This is a genomic window from Lentzea sp. NPDC051838, from assembly GCF_040681245.1.
Classification (GTDB): Bacteria; Actinomycetota; Actinomycetes; order Mycobacteriales; family Pseudonocardiaceae; genus Lentzea.
In genome coordinates this window covers 76,065-92,301 of record NZ_JBFAYI010000018.1, presented here as the reverse complement: position 1 = coordinate 92,301, position 16,237 = coordinate 76,065, and the positions used below count along the sequence as shown (strand labels likewise).

The window sequence follows — 16,237 nt, the reverse complement described above, 5'->3', positions numbered from 1 at the left end:
GTACACGCGTACTGCTAGCCCGCAAGCTTCGAAGCAATCGCGGAAACAGCCTCCCGCACGGCGTCCAGAGACACGCCGGCGTCACCACGGGCCTGCCACACGAACCCGTCACGGCCGGGGATCTTGCGCTGCAGCACCCACACACCGGGCGACTCGATGCGCTCGCGGTGCCGGATCGACCCCTCCACGCGCTGGCTGATCGGCCGCAGCACGCGATCAGGCCGCTCCACCGAGATCCGTTGCGCGGGAAGGTCTTCGAGCAGCACGACAGGCCCCTCGAGACCGGCCTCCTGCGCCTCGACGACGCGCAGCGCGCCTTCCCACTTCACCTTGCTGATCAGGTGCCACCCGATGCGCCGCGGCCCCGGCACCCACAGCCCGAGCGACGTGACCACCAGGTGCCCGCCGTCGACAGGCGTGTGGGCGATCACCGTCTCGTCCGGCTCCAGCGACCCGGTGAACCCGTCCGGCGCACCGGAGCCGAACAAACGGCTGAACAGCCCCACTACAGCACTCCAGCGCTCTGCTGCAGCAGTCCCTTGCGGTACTCCTCCAGCGCGGCCAGGTCGCCCCACAGCGCCCGGTACTCGTCGGCGTCCTTGATCGGCGACAGCCTGCGCAGCCGCGACTTCACGTCCTCGATCTGCTTGCCGACCTGCACCGCCTGCAGGCGCGCGATCACCATCGACGCGTAGCGGAACTCGTCGTCCTGCTTCACCGTCAACGGTTCCACCGCGAGCTCGGTCAGCACCGACCGCACCGACGCGTGCGAGCAGGCCTGCGAGATCGCGTCCAGGTACGCCGTCCCCGCCAGTCCCGACGACGCGCCACCAGCGTCGCGGATCGCCCGGTGCAGCGCCATGTACGCGGGGTGCGTGAAGGCTTCCTCCGGCAGCGAGTCGTACAGCGGACCGGCGTACTCGGGCAGCCGCAGCGCCACCTTGAGCACCTCGCGTTCCGGCGACAGCGAGATGTCGCGCGGGTTCGGCCGCGGCGGTCCGTCGACCTCGACACCCAGCGCCATCTGGTTCGGGTCGACCCGCTGAGCGGACACGACGGGTCCCTTGCCGCCGGCGACCTGACGCACCCGCCGCACGACCATGGCCTCGTCGTCCCAGCCCACCCACCAGGCGAGCCGGGTCGCGTAACCGTCGCGCTTGGCGCGGTCCTTGATCTGCGCGACGAACGGCACCATCTTCTTCAACGCCTCGACGCGCCCGTCCACGGAGTCGAGGTCGTACGCCGTGAGCTGCGCCTTGATCGCGAACTCGATCAACGGCGTCCGCCGCGCCACGAGGTCGCGCACTGCCACGTCGCCCTTGGCCTGCCGCAGCTCGCACGGGTCCATGCCGTCCGGCGCGACCGCGATGTAGGTCTGCGCGGAGAACTGCTGCTCCCCCTCGAACGCCTTCAGCGCGGCCTTCTGGCCCGCCTCGTCGCCGTCGAAGGTGAAGATGACCTCGCCGTTCACGTCGTCGTCGATCAGCAGCCTGCGCAGCACGTTCATGTGGTCGGTGCCGAACGCCGTGCCGCACGAGGCGACGGCCGTCGGCACACCGGCCAGGTGCATCGCCATCACGTCGGTGTAGCCCTCGACGATGACCGCCTGCTTGCGCTTGGCGATCTCCCGCTTGGCCTGGTCGAGCCCGAACAGCACCTGCGACTTCTTGTAGATCATCGACTCGCTGGTGTTCAGGTACTTCGCCTGGATCGGGTCGTCGTCGAAGATCCTCCGCGCGCCGAACCCGACGGTCTCGCCGCCGATGTCCTTGATCGGCCACAGCAGCCTGCGGTGGAACCTGTCGATCGGCCCCTGGCGGCCTTCCTTGGTGAGCTGGGACTTGATCAGCTCGGTGAGCTCGAACCCGCGCCCCAGCAGGTGCTTGGTGAGCTTGTCCCAGCCGCCGGGCGCGAAGCCGCAGCCGAACTGGCGCGCCGCCGCCTCGTCGAACCCGCGCTCGGCCAGGAACTCGCGCGCGGCCTGCGCCTCGGGCGTCGCGAGCTGCTCCTGGTAGTACTCGGCCGCCGCCTTGTGCGCCTCGATGAGCCTGCTGCGGGTGCCGCGATCGCGCTGGATCGTGACGCCGCCGCCCTCGTAGGTGAGCTGGATGCCCGCCCGGTCCGCGAGCCGCTCGACGGCCTCCACGAACGACAGGTGCTCGACCTTCATCACGAAGGCGATCACGTCGCCGCCCTCGCCGCAGCCGAAGCAGTGGAACGTGCCGTGCGAGGGGCGGACGTTGAACGACGGCGTCTTCTCGTCGTGGAAGGGACAGAGCCCCTTGAGCGCCCCGCCACCGGCCCGTTTCAGCGACACCTGGTCGCCGACGACCTCGTCGATGCGGCTGCGCTCACGCACCAACGCGATGTCGCTTTCCCTGATGCGTCCTGCCACGCATCCGAGTCTATGCGCAAACGAAACCTGGCCGTTCGTCCACTCCCGGCCCGATGACGTTGTCCCGGCCACTCGGATGGCCTAGGAACAGCGGCGTGACCCCAGAGGTGGCGGAGTTCGCCGCGCTGCACGGCCCCGAGCACCGCTCCGACCCGCATCCCCGGCTGGAGTGGGTGCGCACGAACCTGCCGGTGCTGCGCACGCCGACCGGCGAGTACGTCCTCACCACCCACGCCGGATGCCGCGCGCTGTACGACCCCGAGTCGTTCGGCGCGCTCGGCAGGCTGAGCTTCCCCGGCAGCGGACGCTCACGCACGCGGGAGCTGATGAGCGACGTGATCAGCGCCAAGAACCCGCCGGAGCACACGCGCCTGCGCAAGGTCTTCAGCCGCGACTTCACGATGCGCCGCATCAACGACGTCCAGCCCGCCACCGCCGCGTTCTGCGAACAGCTGCTCGACGGGGTGGAGGAACCTCTGCGCGACGGCGAGACCGTCGACGTCATGGCGTTGATCCGGCCGATCCCGACGCACGTCATCGCGGAGCACCTCGGTGTGCCGGAGGAGGACCGCGAGGAGGTCTTCGCCGACCTGGTCACCCTCCTCGCCGCGATCTCGGCCAACGCCGGCGAGGACGCGCTGGCCAGGGGCGACGAGGCCAGCGTCAAGGCGGAGGCGTACTTCCGCGCGCTGATGGCGAAACGGCGCGCGAACCCCGCCGACGACGCCACCTCGGCCTGGGTCGCCGCGGAGGAGAAGCTGACGTCCGACGTCCTGCTGAGCATGCTGTGGGGCCTGATCGCGGGCGGGCTCGGCACCTCGATCGCGGCGCTCGGCAGCGGCGTTCTCGTGCTGCTGCGAGAGCCGGGCGCGGCCCGCTGGCTCGACCGCGATCCGAAGGCGTACGCGGAGGAGGTGCTGCGGTACGAGTCGCCGTCGTTCGTCGGCGGTGTGCCCAAGATCGCGCTGAGGGACGTCGAGGTCGACGGAACGGTGATCCCCGGGGGCGCGCTGGTCCGGTCCATGCTGACCTCGGCGAACCGCGACGGCTCGACGTTCCGCGATCCGCACGTCTTCGACCCGTCGCGGGACCTGCGGGACTCGCTCGCGTTCGGGCACGGGATCCACCTGTGCCTGGGCGCGAACATGTCCAGGATGGAGCTCACGACGTTCCTGCCGCTGCTGCACCGGCGTTTTCCCGGTCTGGAGCTCGCGGGCGACCCGGTGTGGCAGGCGCCGGAGCCTGTCAGGGGACTGTCGGTGCTTCCTGTCAGACTGCGAGGGTGAGCTTCGAGGACCACCGCAGTCACCTGATCGGCGTCGCGTACCGGCTGACCGGCAGCGTTGCCGACGCCGAGGACGCCGTGCAGGAGGCGTGGCTGCGCTACTCGACCGCGGAGGGCATCAAGGAGGACCGCGCCTGGCTCACGACGGTGGTCAGCCGCATCTGCCTCGACCGGCTGCGTTCGGCGGCCGTGCGCCGGGAGACCTACGTGGGCTCGTGGCTGCCGGAACCGCTGCTCACCACCACCGAGGCCGACGACCCGTTGGCGTCCGTGGTGCAGTCGGACGGCGTGCGCATGGCGGCGCTGGTCGTGCTGGACAAGCTCACCCCCGAGCAGCGCGTGGCGTTCGTGCTGCACGACGCTTTCTCGTTGCCGTTCAACGAGATCGCGGACGCTCTGGGCGTCTCGGAGGCCTCCGCGCGGCAGCACGCGTCCCGAGCGCGCAAGGCCGTCGCAGGTGCTGAACCGCCGCCCCGCGCGGCGCTGGCCGAGCAGCAGGAGGTCCTGGAGAAGTTCCTCCAGGCCATGTCGAGCGGCGACATCGAGGCCGTCATGGGCCTGTTGCACCCGGACGCGGTGATGGTCGGCGACGGCGGCGGCAAGGTGCGCACGGCGGTCCACACGGTCACCGGAGCCGAGAAGATCGCCCGCTTCTTCTTCGGGCTCATCCGCAAGTACGGGTTCGAGGACGATTTCCCCGAGATGCGGCCCGTGCTGGTCAACGGCGACCTCGGCCTGGTCATCCCGGCCACCAACGGTGCGGCGGAGCGCGTCCTCACGTTCACCGTGCACGACGGCAGGGTCGGCGCGGTCTACGACATCGCGAACCCGGACAAGCTCGGCCACGTCGATTTTGGTCTAGACCGTAACTAGGTCCGGGATCGTTTAGACGCTAACGTTCTCCCGTTGGTCCCAGCCCAAGCCCCCTGCCGCGGGTTGCAACCACCGGAGTACGAGCATGCCCGAACAAGACAGTCCGTCACGCCGGGCGTTCCTGGCGACGGGTGCGGCCACCGTGGTCGCGCTCACCGCCGCCGGCACCACCACGGCGCGTAGCGCTCCTCTTCCCCTCACGCCGACCTGCGTCGATGACGACGACACCCCGTCGAACATCGAAGGTCCCTACTTCAAGCGGAACTCCCCGCAACGCACGAACCTGCGCACGGCCGGCGTCACCGGGGTCGTGCTCAGCCTCACCGGGTTCGTCTACACGATGAAGTGCGCGCCGATCGCCAACGCCCTGCTGGACTTCTGGCAGGCCGACGACCGGGGCGCGTACGACAACACCTCGTCCGCGTTCAAGATGCGCGGGCACCAGTTCACCAACGCCTCCGGCGCGTACGTGCTGGAGACGATCGTGCCGAAGGACTACCCCGGACGCACCCCGCACATCCACGTCAAGGTGCAGGCGCGGGGCGGCCCGATCCTCACCACGCAGCTGTTCTTCCCCGACACCCTGCGGGCGTACGGCATGAACGTGCCCGCGCTGAACCGGCGCGACCGCTACCTCGACCGCGAGTGCGAGGTAGCGCTCGGCCCGTTGGTCGGCAACCGCTACACGGCCAAGTTCGACTTCGTCATCGAGTAGCTACCACCGCAGTCGCAGCAGCTTCCCGACGTCGCGGAGCTTCGGGATCGCGCTGACGACCTTCATCTGGATCCTGCCGGACCTGGGCAACGCGTCCAGGTGCGGCAGGTCCACGCTGCGCCATGCGTCCACTGTGGTCAGTCCGGGACGCAGTGCCTCGATCTCGCTCGGGTCGTCGACGCCCCAGTGCAGCGTCGCGCCGGCGTTGCGCACGGCAGGAACGAGCTTCTGCAGCTTGATCCCCCACGAGCCGTAGACGTCGAACAGCAGCTCACCGGTCTTGAACCTGTTGGTGATCCTGCTGATGAGGCGGTGGCCTTCTTCGCGCGTGAGGTACATCGACAAGCCCTCGAACACCGCGACAGTCGGCCGGTCAGCGGGAATGGCGTCCAGCCAGGCGTCCTCGGTCACCGACGACGCCACGAGCTCGTAGTCGCCCTTCGGTTGCGGCAAGAGCTTGTGCCGCAACGCAACGACGTCCGGCATGTCGACGTCGACCCACCGCACGGTGTCCGGCCGTTCGACGCGGTGCGCGCGCGTGTCCAGCCCACACGCGAGATGCAGCACCGTGCAGGACGGGTTGTTCTTGAGGAACTCGCGCGTCCAGTCGTCGAGCACGCGCGCACGGATCGCGACCCCGACCGCGCTCGTCAGGTTCATGCCGGTCTTCGCGAAGTCGTAGTCGATGCGGTCGACAGCGCGCTTCGCCTCGTCGTCGTGCAGCACGGAGAGGGGCCGTTCGCTGTCCACCGCACGGCCGTAGAGCGTGGCGAGCATGGTCTCCTGGGCACCCGTCAGGGTGATCTTCTCCACTTCACCTAGTGTGCCGGAACCCGGCACGCGTCGCCGCTGGTGAACCCCTGATCCTTGATGCCGAACGCGCTGTTGAACCGCGCCCGCTGGTTCTCCAGCGCGATCTGGTAGGTCAGCGCGACGAGCTCCTTGCGCCCCAGCAGCCTCTCCAGCTCGGCGACCTGCGCGTCCGTGACGCTGACGGGCGTGTCCGTGATCGCGTCGGCATACGCGAGCGCCTTGCGTTCGATGTCGGTGAACAGTTCAGACGTCGCGTACGAGTCGATGTGCTTCAACCGTTCGATGTCCAGGCCTTCGTGCTTCATGAGCATCGCGCCGAAGTCCACGCACCACGAGCAGCCGAGCTTCACGGCAGTCCGGTAGACGCACAGCTCCTGGAGCGGTCCGTGTGCCGCCTTCTTGACGGCAAGCTCGTGCCGGCCGCTCGCGATCAGCAGCTTCGGGTGGTGCGCCATCACGGTGACCGGCTCCGGCACCGCCCCGAACTCCCTGCGTGCGAACCAGTAGACGGCCTTGGTGAGCAGTCCGGCGTGCTTCTTGGTGACTCCCTTGATCCTCGTCATGTGTGGTGGACGAGGTGGCGGCCGAGAACGTGACACCTTTGGGTGACTGGGTTGCGAGGCTGGCAGCTCATAGGGTCCACGCATGAGCAACGACTTCGTGCTGGACATCGATCACGAGTCGGCCGGTCTGCTGGCGGGGACATTGCTGGCGGGCGACTCGTGCGCGGTCCCGGTGCGGCACCAGAACGTCCGGCTGCTGCTGTGCGCGCTGCCCGGCGAGGACGGCATGCGCCTCTTCCTGCGCCGCAACACGCCCAGTTAGCGGTCGTACACGGCCACGTAATCCATCAGCAGGTCACGCGACCGCTCGTTGTCCAGAGCGACGGCGTGCATGCGCTGGAAGATCAGCACGGCCCGTTCGACGGTGGCCGCGTCGCTGGCGAGCGCCCAGTTCGCGAGGTAGACCAGCGGCGGCTCGTGCTCGTACTGGATCAGCGCGTAGTCCAGCCCGACCGCCGCCGCCCCGCCCGCGCTGGCCGGTACAACCCGGATCGACGGCGCGTGGAACAGCAGGTGCAGCACCTGGTCCTCCATCAGCCGGTTGTTCCCGACGACGGTCTTCAACGCGTACTCGTGGATGAAGAACACGCACGGCGGCAGCACGCCGTCGCGCTGCAGCTCCGGCGCCGGGCTCAGACCCAGCGCGTCGGCCAGCGCCTTCGTGTAGCCCTCCGTCCTGAGCAGGACGGGAACGGTGACGCCGCTGAAGCAGGTGATTTGCGTGGCGCCGGCCGCGGCGAGCACGACGAGCTGCTCGCCGGCACCGTGCTGGGTCATGGCTGGAACGGTAAAGCCATGATCATGATCTCGCCGGGCGAAACACTCGCCCGTCTGAGGGATTGGCTACGGACGGGCGACCTGCGCCAGGAAGTAGATCGCCTTCGAGCGGGCGTGCCGGACGGCGAGCAGGAACGGCCGGTCGACGGTGACCACGATCGGCTCGGTCGGGATCTCGATCGACACGGTCCGGAACGTGACGGCGGTGGCCGCCGCGCCTTCGAGACCTTCCTCGTCGACCCGCAGCACGGCCTCGTGGATCACCTCGTCGACGAACATCCGCTGGTCCGGGGAGAGGCCGCTGAAGTCGGCGGCGCGCGTGAACATGCGCTCGACCCCGAGGCGTGCCAACACGTTCTTGAGCTGGAACTTCTCCCGAACGTCCACTTTGGGCAGTGAGAGCTCGAGGTTCACCCGGTTGGCCGCCTCGAACGCCGACGCGTCGAGCGGCTGGTCCAGTGACGTGTCCGGCAGCAGGATCACGGCCTCCACGCCGGACGCGGCCGGGAGCACGACGGTCTGCCAGCCGTTGTGGTGGGCGTAGCGGAACTTCTCGGTCACCTTCATCGTCGGCACGTCGACGTCGCCGCCGGGTGCGTGGAAGGGCCTGGCCGCGGTCTCCCACGCGGCGAACGGGTTCAGCCAGCCGACCTTGAGGTACAGGGCGTTGACGATGATCGCCGCGGCGTCCGGAGGGGGCGGCGACGTCAGCAGCTCGGGGATGAGGCCTCGGGTGGTCTCGGCGACGTCGGTGTTGACGAGCTTGCGGACCGTCTGCGGGTCGGAGAACGCCGTGCGGCGCACCGACTTCGCGAGCGAGAAGTCCGGGTTCAGCGTCAGGTAGTCGTCCGCCCACAGCGTGTTCGCGACGGCCAGTTCGGGGACGTCGAGGGAGTCCGAGGCGTCGAAGTCCGTCAGCAACGCATCGAGCTCGGCGCGGGTCTCGCCCCGCGCGGCCTCGCGGGCCAACGCGAGCGCACTGGCCACCGAGAAGGGCGACCAGCACGCGTTGGAGGACGGATCAGGGACGGCGACGCGGTGCACGGCAAGGGCGAAGTCGGCCTGATCAGTCACGTCGAAGCTCCTCTACTGGCGTGGATCTGGCAGTGGGACGAAGATCGGATCGTCCGGAACGGGCCGCTCTCCCGCACCTCCCATCGGCCCGAGTGGCTTGGGAAGCCGGGGTTCGCGCACACCGGCCGACCCGTCGTCCCCCTCGTCCTGCTGAGGGAAACCCGAAGGCACGGCTTCCCTGCTCGGTCTCCGCCACGGCCACCGTCGGCCCGGCGGTCTGGATTCGTCCGCCATACCTCTCGAAGCTACGCCGATGCGCGGTGCCAGGCCACGGCCTGCGCGTCGGTGAGCAGCGCGACCTGGTCGACGACGACGCGAAGCCGTGCGGCGTAAGAGGAAGCGGCCGCGAACACCGGGCGGAACGCGGGGTCGAGCAGTGTCGGGCGTTCCATCAGGCGGGTGACGAGGTCGGCGATGAGCTCGCGCTGGGTGGCCTGCATGGCGAGGCGGGCAGGGTCGCTCATCACGTACCGGACGGCCATCGCCTTGAGCAGAGCCACTTCCGCCGCCACCTGACGCGGAATCTCCAGCGACGCGTTGTACCTCGTCAACGCGCCGTCGCCGTGGACCTCGCGGGTCGCGGTGACCGCGGCGGACGCGAACCTGCCGACCAGTTCGCTGGTGAGGTTCTTCAACGCCACCTGGGCGCCGAGCGAGCCGTCGTACTCGTGCTCGGTCCAGTAGCCGATCACCGGCAGCTCGATCAGGTGCTCGGCGGTGGCTTCGAGAACGCTCACGGACTCGTCGGAGAACGTCTTGGCCGCGAGCGAGGCGATGGCGGCGCGTTCGTCGGGCCGGGCCAGCGCGCCGAGGCTGATGCGGTGCGCCAGGACGCCGTCCTCGACGTCGTGCACCGAGTACGCCACGTCGTCCGACCAGTCCATCACCTGCGCCTCGATGCACCTCTCTCGTTCCGGCGCACCCTGGCGCATCCAGTCGAACACTTCGAGGTCGTCGTCGTACACGCCGAACTTCACCATGCCGGGCGTACGCGTCCACGGGTACTTGGTGGACGCGTCGAGCACCGCGCGCGTGAGGTTCAGGCCGTGCGCGGACTTGGGTTCGAGGCGCGCGAGGATGCGGAACGTCTGCGCGTTGCCCTCGAAGCCGCCGCACGGGCCCGCGAGCTCGTTCAGCGCCCTCTCGCCGTTATGGCCGAACGGCGGATGGCCGATGTCGTGCGCGAGACCGGCCGTGTCGACGATGTCCGGGTCGCAGCCCAGTTCCTCACCGATGCCGCGGCCGATCTGCGCGACCTCCAGCGAGTGCGTCAGGCGGGTGCGCGGGACACCGGTGACCTCGGAACCCTCACCGGGGCCGACGACCTGGGTCTTGCCCGCGAGCCGGCGCAGCGCCGCGGAGTGCAGCACGCGGGCGCGGTCGCGGGAGAACGGCGTGCGCGTGTCGGTGCGGGCGCCCGGCAGCACGGCGCTCTTCGGTTCTTCTGCGAGCAGTCGCTCCGCGTCGTGGCCGGTGTATCCCATCAGCCGATTTTAGGGAGCTTGAGCTCGTCGAACACGCCGGCGTGCGCCTTCATCAGGCGGTAGTACAGCAACGCTCCGGTCTCGCGCTTGATGTAGAACCACTGCGTCTCGCGGGTCTGCACGTTCGGGCCGGAGCGCGTCGGCGACGTCCAGGTGTGCAGACCGGCGTCCTCGGCCATCGTGCGGGCGCGCAGCGAGTGCCACGGGTCGCTGACGATCACGGCGGTCTTCAGGCCGCGTTCCTTCGCGACCGAGGCGACGGCCCGCAACGAGCCGAGCGTGTCCGCGCCCTCGCCGACCTGCAGCACCCTGTCTTCCGGGACACCGCGCTTGACCAGCCACAGCTTGCCGACCTGGCCTTCGGTGAAGTTGTCGCCGGGCTGACGGCCGCCGGTCGTCGCGATGTAGCCGACCACGCCTTCCTTGTAGAGGCCGAGCGCGTGCTCCAGGCGGGCTTCGAGCACGTCGGACGGGACGCCGTTGTACTGCGCGGCACCCAGCACGATGGCCATGTCGGCCTTCGTCCAGTCGTCCACGCGCGCGACCTGCCACACGCGGAACGCCGTGCCGCCCACCACCAGGGTGCCCACGATCAGCGCGCCGAAGAGGAGGCGCAGCACGATGCGACGAATCCGGGCCAGAGGTTTGAGGGGTGGGGTCCGCACCCCATGCATGGTTCCAGAACCTGAGCGGTGATGCGTTGACGCCCCTTCATTGACGTCACTGCGAGGATCATGGTCATGCCTGCTGAGCAGCCCACGATCCTCGCCACGTCCGGAGGCCTGCGGGCCGGAGACCGCACGTTCATCGAATTCGGCAAGCTGATCCACTTCGCACTGGACCTGTCCGGTGTCGAGGGCAAACCGCGCTTGTGCCACGTCGGCACAGCGGGCGGCGACCAGCGGGCCATGAACGCGAACATGGCCGAGGCGGGCCGCGTCGCCGGCGTCGACGTCTCGGTGCTGAACCTCTTCACGATGCCGCCGACCGACGACCTGGAGAGCTACGTGCTGTCCCACGACGTCGTGTGGGTGGGCGGCGGCTCGGTCGCGAACCTGCTCGCGGTGTGGGAGGTGCACGGCCTCGGCGCGGTCTTCCGCAAGGCGTGGGAGGCGGGCGTCGTGCTCGCCGGGGTGTCCGCGGGCTCGATCTGCTGGCACACGGGCGGGGCGACGGACTCGTTCGGCCCGGACCTGCGGATCGTGACGAACGGCCTCGGTTTCCTGCCCTACGGCAACGGCGTCCACTACGACTCCGAGGAGCAGCGCCGCCCGAAGATCCACGAGGCGGTGGCGTCCGGCGTGCTGCCGACGACCTACTGCACCGACGACGGCGCGGGCCTGCTCTACCGCGGCACCGAGCTCGTCGAAGCGGTGACCGAACGGCCGGGATCCGGCGCATACGTGGTGGTCAGGGAAGAGTCTTCAGCAACTGCTCAGGAGGAAAAGCTCGACACCAGGCTCCTGTGACACGGACCTTGGAAGTGTGCGCTGGGTACTGATCATCCTTCTGACGGCGGGCGTTTTCGCCATCCCTGACGCCTCGCCGTGCCTTGCGCACGCGAAACAGTCGGCTGATGTGTCGCGCGGTCCCGACGTACTGGATACCGACTCCAGTACATCGGATACAGCATCCGACAGCGATATATCGCACACGATGCCCGACACGACCGATGCCGGTAGACAATCTGCGGTATCCAATATATCGACGACGGACATGGTGGAGATCGCCGCCGCGGGTGGCAAGTCCGACGTCGGCGTCGCGGTGATGGACCTGCAGACGGGCCAGACGATGTCGCAGGAAGGCGACAAGCCGTTCTACTCTGCGTCGCTGTCGAAGCTGATCCTCGCCGTCGACGCGTTGCAACAGCCGTTGTCCGACGACGACCAGGACCTCATCCACCGCGCGCTCAGTGCCAGCGACGACGAGGCCATGGACGTGCTGTGGACGCGTTTCGACGGCATGGACGCCATCGGTCGCGTAGCCGCCGAAGCAGGCCTGACAGGCACTCACGCGCCTGACGACCCCTCACAGTGGGGAGAGGTCGTCATCACCGCGAACGACATGCTCCGGCTCTACCACTACATCCTCGGCTCTCCGGTCCGCGACACCATCGTCGCCGACCTGCAGTCCGCCACCGCCACCGCGGCCGACGGCTTCGACCAGGAGTTCGGCCTGCTCGGCGTCACCGGCGCCTACGCCAAGCAGGGCTGGATGTTCTACCTGCCGAGCGACGTCTACCTGCACAGCGCGGGCGTCCTCGACGACCGCTACGCCGTCGCCGTCCTCACCACGAGCCCCACGGGCAGCTGGACCACCGCCCGCACAGCCGTCAACGCGGTGTCGAAGGCCCTCCTGGTGAAGCTCGGCGTCAACGGCTAGCGCGCCACGACCGGCCCCACTCCCCGGTGTACTCGCGCATGATCAGCACCGCGCTCACGACCAGCACCACCACACCGAGCCTCACGGTGCCGAGCAGCGTCGTGACCGGCGATGCCGACACGGACCCGATCCCGGACAGCGGAAACACGAACGCGAAGGTGAGCGCGAGGTAGAGGGCAGCCTTCACCCGCCGGGCCGAGTAGACGTCGTACACCCGCACGAACTTCAGCCCGAGCACCACCGGCACCAGCGTCCCGAGCAGGCCGGTGATCAGGTACCACGCCTGGTTCTCGTCCGTCGCCGACACCGCCACCACAGCCACCGACAGCATGATCCCCACCGCGACCAGCACCGACCCGACCACCCGGATCCGCTGCACCGACGCGGCGTCGTCCTGCACCACCGGCCCGTTCGCCTCGACGACGAACCGGTACATCACCTTGCTGAGGTGGCCGACCACCAGCATCGCCGTCACCGTCGGCGCCCCGAGCAGCAGCAGGACCGCCGGCGACCACCCGTCCGGCTCCCCCACCGGCTCAACGGTGTACGTGGCCCACAAGAACGTGTAGAAGACGGCCACCACGACGCATTCGAGCACCACGAACACGTGCCGCCACCGCGCGGCCGCGTCCGCCTCGCGAAGCCGCGCCGCCAGCACCCCGGCCGCCACCAGGCACGCGCACGCCAGCCCGGCACTGACCGCCGCCGCCAGCAACGCGGGCGGATTGCCGACCTTCGTGGTCACCGCGAACACCACCACCCACGCGGCCAGCACGACCCCCACCGCGGCCAGCGCGAGGCCACGCTTCCCGAGCTGCTCCCCCGTCATGCGTCTTACACGCGCGACCAGCCTCGGATGTTGCCTCAGCCCAGGCGAAACGCGCTGCGAGCCGTGAAGAACGCGAAGCCTCCCAGCGCCACGAGCAGCACCAGCACCGCGAGGTACACCGCCGACCCCGCCGTCATGACCTCGGCGAAACCGGCGAACAGCGCGCAGAAGATCGTGCCGCCCCACCACACCCCGAGCAGTCGGCGAACCAGACGAGCACCGTTGACGTCGACGAACCCGTCACGCGCACAGGAACGCGCCGTGGCGAGGCTCAGCCCGGACAGCACGCCCCAGAACGCGCCGATCCCGGCCGTCATCACGCCGATGACGTTGATCGGGTTGTCGGCGGACGGGAGGTTCAGCCCGACCACGACGAGCGCGGCGCCCATCAGCACCGCTCCGCCGAGCACGAGTAGCCCCGTGACCGCCAGCCGCACCCTGATCCGCTCGACCCGCGCGGCGGGAACCGGGACCCACAACGGCGGGGAGCCTTGGCCGATGATCATCGGCCAAGGCTCCCATCGTTGTCCTGCGAGCGCTCAGCAGCCGATCAGACGCGCCGCGAGGTACGCCTCGAGCTGGTCCATCGCCACCCGCTCCTGCGACATCGTGTCGCGCTCCCGCACCGTCACGGCGAGGTCGGTCAGCGTGTCGAAGTCGACCGTCACGCAGAACGGCGTGCCGATCTCGTCCTGGCGGCGGTAGCGACGACCGATCGCGCCGGCGTCGTCGAAGTCGACGTTCCAGTTGCGGCGCAGGGCCGTCGCGAGGTCGCGGGCCTTCGGCGAGAGCTCCGCGTTGCGCGACAACGGCAGCACGGCGACCTTCACCGGCGCGAGACGGCGGTCGAGCTTCAGCACGACGCGCTTGTCCACGCCGCCCTTGGCGTTCGGCGCCTCGTCCTCGACGTAGGCCTCCAGCAGGAACGCCATCATCGGGCGGCCGACACCGGCGGCCGGCTCGATCACGAACGGCTTGTAGCGCGAGTTCGTGGCCTGGTCGAAGTACGACAGGTCGACACCGGACTGGTTCGAGTGCGTCGTGAGGTCGAAGTCGGTGCGGTTCGCGATGCCCTCGAGCTCACCCCACTCCTGGCCGCCGAACTGGAAGCGGTACTCGATGTCGACGGTGCGCTTCGAGTAGTGGGAGAGCTTCTCCTTCGGGTGCTCGTAGTGCCGGAGGTTCTCCTTCGACACGCCGAGGTCCGTGTACCAGCGGGTGCGCTCGTCGATCCAGTACTGGTGCCACTCCTCGTCCGTCCCGGGCTCGACGAAGAACTCCATCTCCATCTGCTCGAACTCGCGGGTGCGGAAGATGAAGTTACCGGGCGTGATCTCGTTGCGGAACGACTTGCCGATCTGGCCGATGCCGAACGGCGGCTTCTTGCGCGACGTCGTCTGCACGTTGAGGAAGTTCGTGAAGATGCCCTGCGCGGTCTCGGGGCGCAGGTAGTGCAGGCCCTCCTCGGTCTCGACCGGACCGAGGTGCGTCTTGAGCAGGCCGTTGAACATCTTCGGCTCGGTGTACTGGCCGCGCACGCCGCAGTTGGGGCACGGCACGTCCGACACGTCGCCCTCGGCGATCTCCTTGCCGGTGCGCTCGGCGTACTCCTCGGACAGCGTGTCCGCGCGGAACCGCTTGTGGCACGACTCGCACTCGACCAGCGGGTCGACGAACGCCTCGACGTGACCGGAGGCCACCCACACGTCACGGGGCAGGATCACCGACGAGTCCAGGCCGACGACGTCCTCGCGGCCGCGGACCATGAAGTTCCACCACTGGCGCTTGATGTTGTCCTTGAGCTCGACGCCCAGGGGTCCGTAGTCCCACGCCGAGCGGGTACCGCCGTAGATCTCCCCGCACGGGTAGACGAACCCTCTGCGCTTGCAGAGGCTGACAACGGTCTCGATGCGATCGGCGGCCAACGGGAACTCCATCGGGGGAATGAGAATCGGGGGCCCAAGCCTAGCCCGTCACGTTGCGCCCCGAACGGGCGACCGGAGCCTTACGCTGCACGAATGGAAGACCGGCTGCGTGAGCTGTGGGACTTCGCCGACCTCGACGGCACCGAGGCGAGGTTCCGCGCGTTCCTGGGCAACGTCGAGACTGACGACGAGCGCGCGGAGGTGCTGACCCAGCTCGCCCGCGTCGAAGGCCTGCGGGACGACTTCGCCGCAGGTCACGCTCTCGTGGACGAGGCGGAGGCGCTCATCGCCCCGGACTCGACGGGCCGCGTGCGCGTGCTGCTCGAACGCGGCAGGCTGCACCGCTCCGGAGGGGATCCGGAGGCCGCGCAGCCGCTGTTCGTGGCGGCGTTCATCCTGGCCAAGACGCGGGGTGACCTGTCGCTGGCGGTCGACGCAGCGCACATGGCGTCGCTGGTGGACGACCCGGAGAAGTGGACCAAGCAGGGTCTCGAGATCGTCGTGGCGAACCCGGAGCTGGTGCGCTGGCTCGGCCCGCTGCACAACAACCTCGGCTGGTACTACTTCGAGAACGGGCGCTTCGACGAGGCGCTGGACGCCTTCGAGAAGACCCCGGAGGCGTACGCGGAGAGCGGCAAGGCCAAGACGCTGCACGCGCTGGGCCGTGCCGACGAGGCCTCGCTGGCCGCCCGCAAGGCGCTGGAGCTCCTCCCCCACGACTCGCACGACGAGTGGGTCAAGGAGATGGAAGCTATCGCCGGGGGTTCGTAGGCCCCGCCGCCTCGCCGAGCCGCACCGTGAACGCGTCCTCGGCGAGCACGCTCGTGTGCTCCTCGACCTCGCCACCGGCGCTGGTCAACGTCGGCTCGTACATCGCGGGCTCGTCGGTCAGCGCCTCGGACAGCAGCGGGATCACGTGTTCGCGCACGGGGAACGGCGACATCGCGCGCCGATAGGCCACGACGGACTCGAACTCGACCGTCAGCACCCACCGGTCGTCCTCGTCGGTCGACCTCGCCAGGGTGCCCTTGTGACACCCCTTTTGAGCAGTGAGAAGCTCTAACGCCCGCTTGACCCGTTCAGTAAACGTCTCTGGGTCGGATACGCGAAAACGGCACACCA

The 16,237-nt window shown here is 69.0% G+C and carries 19 protein-coding genes; 7 read left to right on the top strand and 12 right to left on the bottom strand.

Going from position 1 to position 16,237, the window contains the following annotated elements; all coding sequences use genetic code 11:
• Positions 1-14 precede the first annotated feature (14 nt).
• A complete protein-coding gene (locus AB0M24_RS31185) occupies positions 15-506 on the bottom strand; it encodes a hypothetical protein (RefSeq protein WP_363775858.1) in 492 nt (163 codons plus the stop codon).
• On the bottom strand, positions 506-2,395 hold the full coding sequence (gene dnaG / locus AB0M24_RS31180) for a DNA primase (protein ID WP_363775855.1): 1,890 nt from the start codon (positions 2,393-2,395) through the stop codon (positions 506-508). The genes AB0M24_RS31185 and dnaG overlap by 1 nt, the downstream gene beginning before the upstream one ends.
• 95 nt (positions 2,396-2,490) lie before the next feature.
• Here dnaG and AB0M24_RS31175 point away from each other — a divergent pair, with 95 nt between their 5' ends.
• The 3 genes from AB0M24_RS31175 (at position 2,491) to AB0M24_RS31165 (ending at position 5,268) form a co-directional block, all read left to right on the top strand.
• Positions 2,491-3,681, top strand: coding sequence for a cytochrome P450 (locus AB0M24_RS31175; RefSeq protein ID WP_363775852.1), 1,191 nt, complete (start codon positions 2,491-2,493; stop codon positions 3,679-3,681).
• Positions 3,678-4,553 (top strand): sigma-70 family RNA polymerase sigma factor, encoded by an 876-nt coding sequence (locus AB0M24_RS31170; RefSeq protein ID WP_363775849.1) that lies wholly within the window; start codon positions 3,678-3,680, stop codon positions 4,551-4,553. The genes AB0M24_RS31175 and AB0M24_RS31170 overlap by 4 nt, the downstream gene beginning before the upstream one ends.
• Before the next feature lie 85 nt (positions 4,554-4,638).
• Positions 4,639-5,268: a dioxygenase gene (locus AB0M24_RS31165; RefSeq protein ID WP_363775847.1), complete on the top strand. Its 630-nt coding sequence runs from the start codon at positions 4,639-4,641 to the stop codon at positions 5,266-5,268.
• On the opposite strand, the gene AB0M24_RS31160 is transcribed toward AB0M24_RS31165, so the two are convergent.
• Entirely contained in the window at positions 5,269-6,081 is an 813-nt protein-coding gene (locus AB0M24_RS31160; protein WP_363775844.1) for a class I SAM-dependent methyltransferase, read from the bottom strand.
• A gap of 5 nt (positions 6,082-6,086) precedes the next feature.
• A complete protein-coding gene (locus AB0M24_RS31155; RefSeq protein WP_363775841.1) occupies positions 6,087-6,644 on the bottom strand; it encodes a carboxymuconolactone decarboxylase family protein in 558 nt (185 codons plus the stop codon).
• A gap of 82 nt (positions 6,645-6,726) precedes the next feature.
• On the opposite strand from AB0M24_RS31155, the gene AB0M24_RS31150 reads away from it, so the two are divergent.
• Positions 6,727-6,906, top strand: coding sequence for a hypothetical protein (locus AB0M24_RS31150; RefSeq protein ID WP_045310960.1), 180 nt, complete (start codon positions 6,727-6,729; stop codon positions 6,904-6,906).
• Here the strand turns inward: AB0M24_RS31150 and AB0M24_RS31145 are convergent.
• The 4 genes from AB0M24_RS31145 to AB0M24_RS31130 form a co-directional block, all read right to left on the bottom strand.
• On the bottom strand, positions 6,903-7,421 hold the full coding sequence (locus AB0M24_RS31145; protein ID WP_363775838.1) for a Scr1 family TA system antitoxin-like transcriptional regulator: 519 nt from the start codon (positions 7,419-7,421) through the stop codon (positions 6,903-6,905). The genes AB0M24_RS31150 and AB0M24_RS31145 overlap by 4 nt on opposite strands.
• 66 nt (positions 7,422-7,487) lie before the next feature.
• The gene (locus tag AB0M24_RS31140; RefSeq protein WP_363775835.1) at positions 7,488-8,495 is read right to left on the bottom strand and encodes a serpin family protein; all 1,008 of its coding nucleotides are present in this window, start codon (positions 8,493-8,495) and stop codon (positions 7,488-7,490) included.
• 245 nt (positions 8,496-8,740) lie between these two features.
• A complete protein-coding gene (locus AB0M24_RS31135; protein ID WP_363775832.1) occupies positions 8,741-9,979 on the bottom strand; it encodes a deoxyguanosinetriphosphate triphosphohydrolase in 1,239 nt (412 codons plus the stop codon).
• Positions 9,979-10,644, bottom strand: a complete 666-nt coding sequence (locus AB0M24_RS31130; RefSeq protein WP_363775829.1) for a YdcF family protein — start codon at positions 10,642-10,644, stop codon at positions 9,979-9,981. Before AB0M24_RS31130 ends, AB0M24_RS31135 begins: the two co-directional genes overlap by 1 nt.
• Before the next feature lie 75 nt (positions 10,645-10,719).
• Between AB0M24_RS31130 and AB0M24_RS31125 the strand changes: the two genes are divergently transcribed.
• Together AB0M24_RS31125 and AB0M24_RS31120 are read left to right on the top strand one after the other, a co-directional pair.
• Positions 10,720-11,448, top strand: a complete 729-nt coding sequence (locus AB0M24_RS31125) for a peptidase E (RefSeq protein ID WP_363775826.1) — start codon at positions 10,720-10,722, stop codon at positions 11,446-11,448.
• Between the two features lie 187 nt (positions 11,449-11,635).
• Complete coding sequence (locus AB0M24_RS31120) at positions 11,636-12,361, top strand: serine hydrolase (RefSeq protein WP_363775823.1); 726 nt, start codon at positions 11,636-11,638, stop codon at positions 12,359-12,361.
• On the opposite strand, the gene AB0M24_RS31115 is transcribed toward AB0M24_RS31120, so the two are convergent.
• Genes AB0M24_RS31115 through AB0M24_RS31105 form a run of 3 tightly spaced genes read right to left on the bottom strand, consistent with a single transcriptional unit; the run spans position 12,351 to position 15,115 of the window.
• Positions 12,351-13,190 (bottom strand): hypothetical protein, encoded by an 840-nt coding sequence (locus AB0M24_RS31115; protein ID WP_363775820.1) that lies wholly within the window; start codon positions 13,188-13,190, stop codon positions 12,351-12,353. The two genes, AB0M24_RS31120 and AB0M24_RS31115, sit on opposite strands and share 11 nt — an antisense overlap.
• 35 nt (positions 13,191-13,225) lie before the next feature.
• Positions 13,226-13,696, bottom strand: coding sequence for a hypothetical protein (locus tag AB0M24_RS31110; protein ID WP_363775817.1), 471 nt, complete (start codon positions 13,694-13,696; stop codon positions 13,226-13,228).
• Between the two features lie 33 nt (positions 13,697-13,729).
• Positions 13,730-15,115, bottom strand: a complete 1,386-nt coding sequence (locus AB0M24_RS31105) for a glycine--tRNA ligase (protein ID WP_363776075.1) — start codon at positions 15,113-15,115, stop codon at positions 13,730-13,732.
• Between the two features lie 93 nt (positions 15,116-15,208).
• On the opposite strand from AB0M24_RS31105, the gene AB0M24_RS31100 reads away from it, so the two are divergent.
• Positions 15,209-15,886, top strand: a complete 678-nt coding sequence (locus AB0M24_RS31100; RefSeq protein WP_363775814.1) for a tetratricopeptide repeat protein — start codon at positions 15,209-15,211, stop codon at positions 15,884-15,886.
• Here AB0M24_RS31100 and AB0M24_RS31095 read toward each other — a convergent pair.
• Positions 15,867-16,235 carry an antibiotic biosynthesis monooxygenase gene (locus tag AB0M24_RS31095; protein ID WP_363776072.1) on the bottom strand — a complete coding sequence of 123 codons (369 nt, stop codon included), beginning with the start codon at positions 16,233-16,235 and terminating at the stop codon, positions 15,867-15,869. The two genes, AB0M24_RS31100 and AB0M24_RS31095, sit on opposite strands and share 20 nt — an antisense overlap.
• Positions 16,236-16,237 lie beyond the last annotated feature (2 nt).

What these genes read in the sequence shown, in the direction of transcription:
- AB0M24_RS31165 (WP_363775847.1), top strand. Translation starts at nt 4,639, where the DNA reads ATGCCCGAACAAGACAGTCCGTCACGCCGGGCGTTCCTGGCGACGGGT.
- AB0M24_RS31155 (WP_363775841.1), bottom strand. Translation starts at nt 6,644, where the DNA reads ATGACGAGGATCAAGGGAGTCACCAAGAAGCACGCCGGACTGCTCACC.
- AB0M24_RS31150 (WP_045310960.1), top strand. Translation starts at nt 6,727, where the DNA reads ATGAGCAACGACTTCGTGCTGGACATCGATCACGAGTCGGCCGGTCTG.
- AB0M24_RS31145 (WP_363775838.1), bottom strand. Translation starts at nt 7,421, where the DNA reads ATGACCCAGCACGGTGCCGGCGAGCAGCTCGTCGTGCTCGCCGCGGCC.
- AB0M24_RS31135 (WP_363775832.1), bottom strand. Translation starts at nt 9,979, where the DNA reads ATGGGATACACCGGCCACGACGCGGAGCGACTGCTCGCAGAAGAACCG.
- AB0M24_RS31125 (WP_363775826.1), top strand. Translation starts at nt 10,720, where the DNA reads ATGCCTGCTGAGCAGCCCACGATCCTCGCCACGTCCGGAGGCCTGCGG.
- AB0M24_RS31120 (WP_363775823.1), top strand. Translation starts at nt 11,636, where the DNA reads ATGCCCGACACGACCGATGCCGGTAGACAATCTGCGGTATCCAATATA.
- AB0M24_RS31115 (WP_363775820.1), bottom strand. Translation starts at nt 13,190, where the DNA reads ATGACGGGGGAGCAGCTCGGGAAGCGTGGCCTCGCGCTGGCCGCGGTG.
- AB0M24_RS31110 (WP_363775817.1), bottom strand. Translation starts at nt 13,696, where the DNA reads ATGATCATCGGCCAAGGCTCCCCGCCGTTGTGGGTCCCGGTTCCCGCC.
- AB0M24_RS31100 (WP_363775814.1), top strand. Translation starts at nt 15,209, where the DNA reads ATGGAAGACCGGCTGCGTGAGCTGTGGGACTTCGCCGACCTCGACGGC.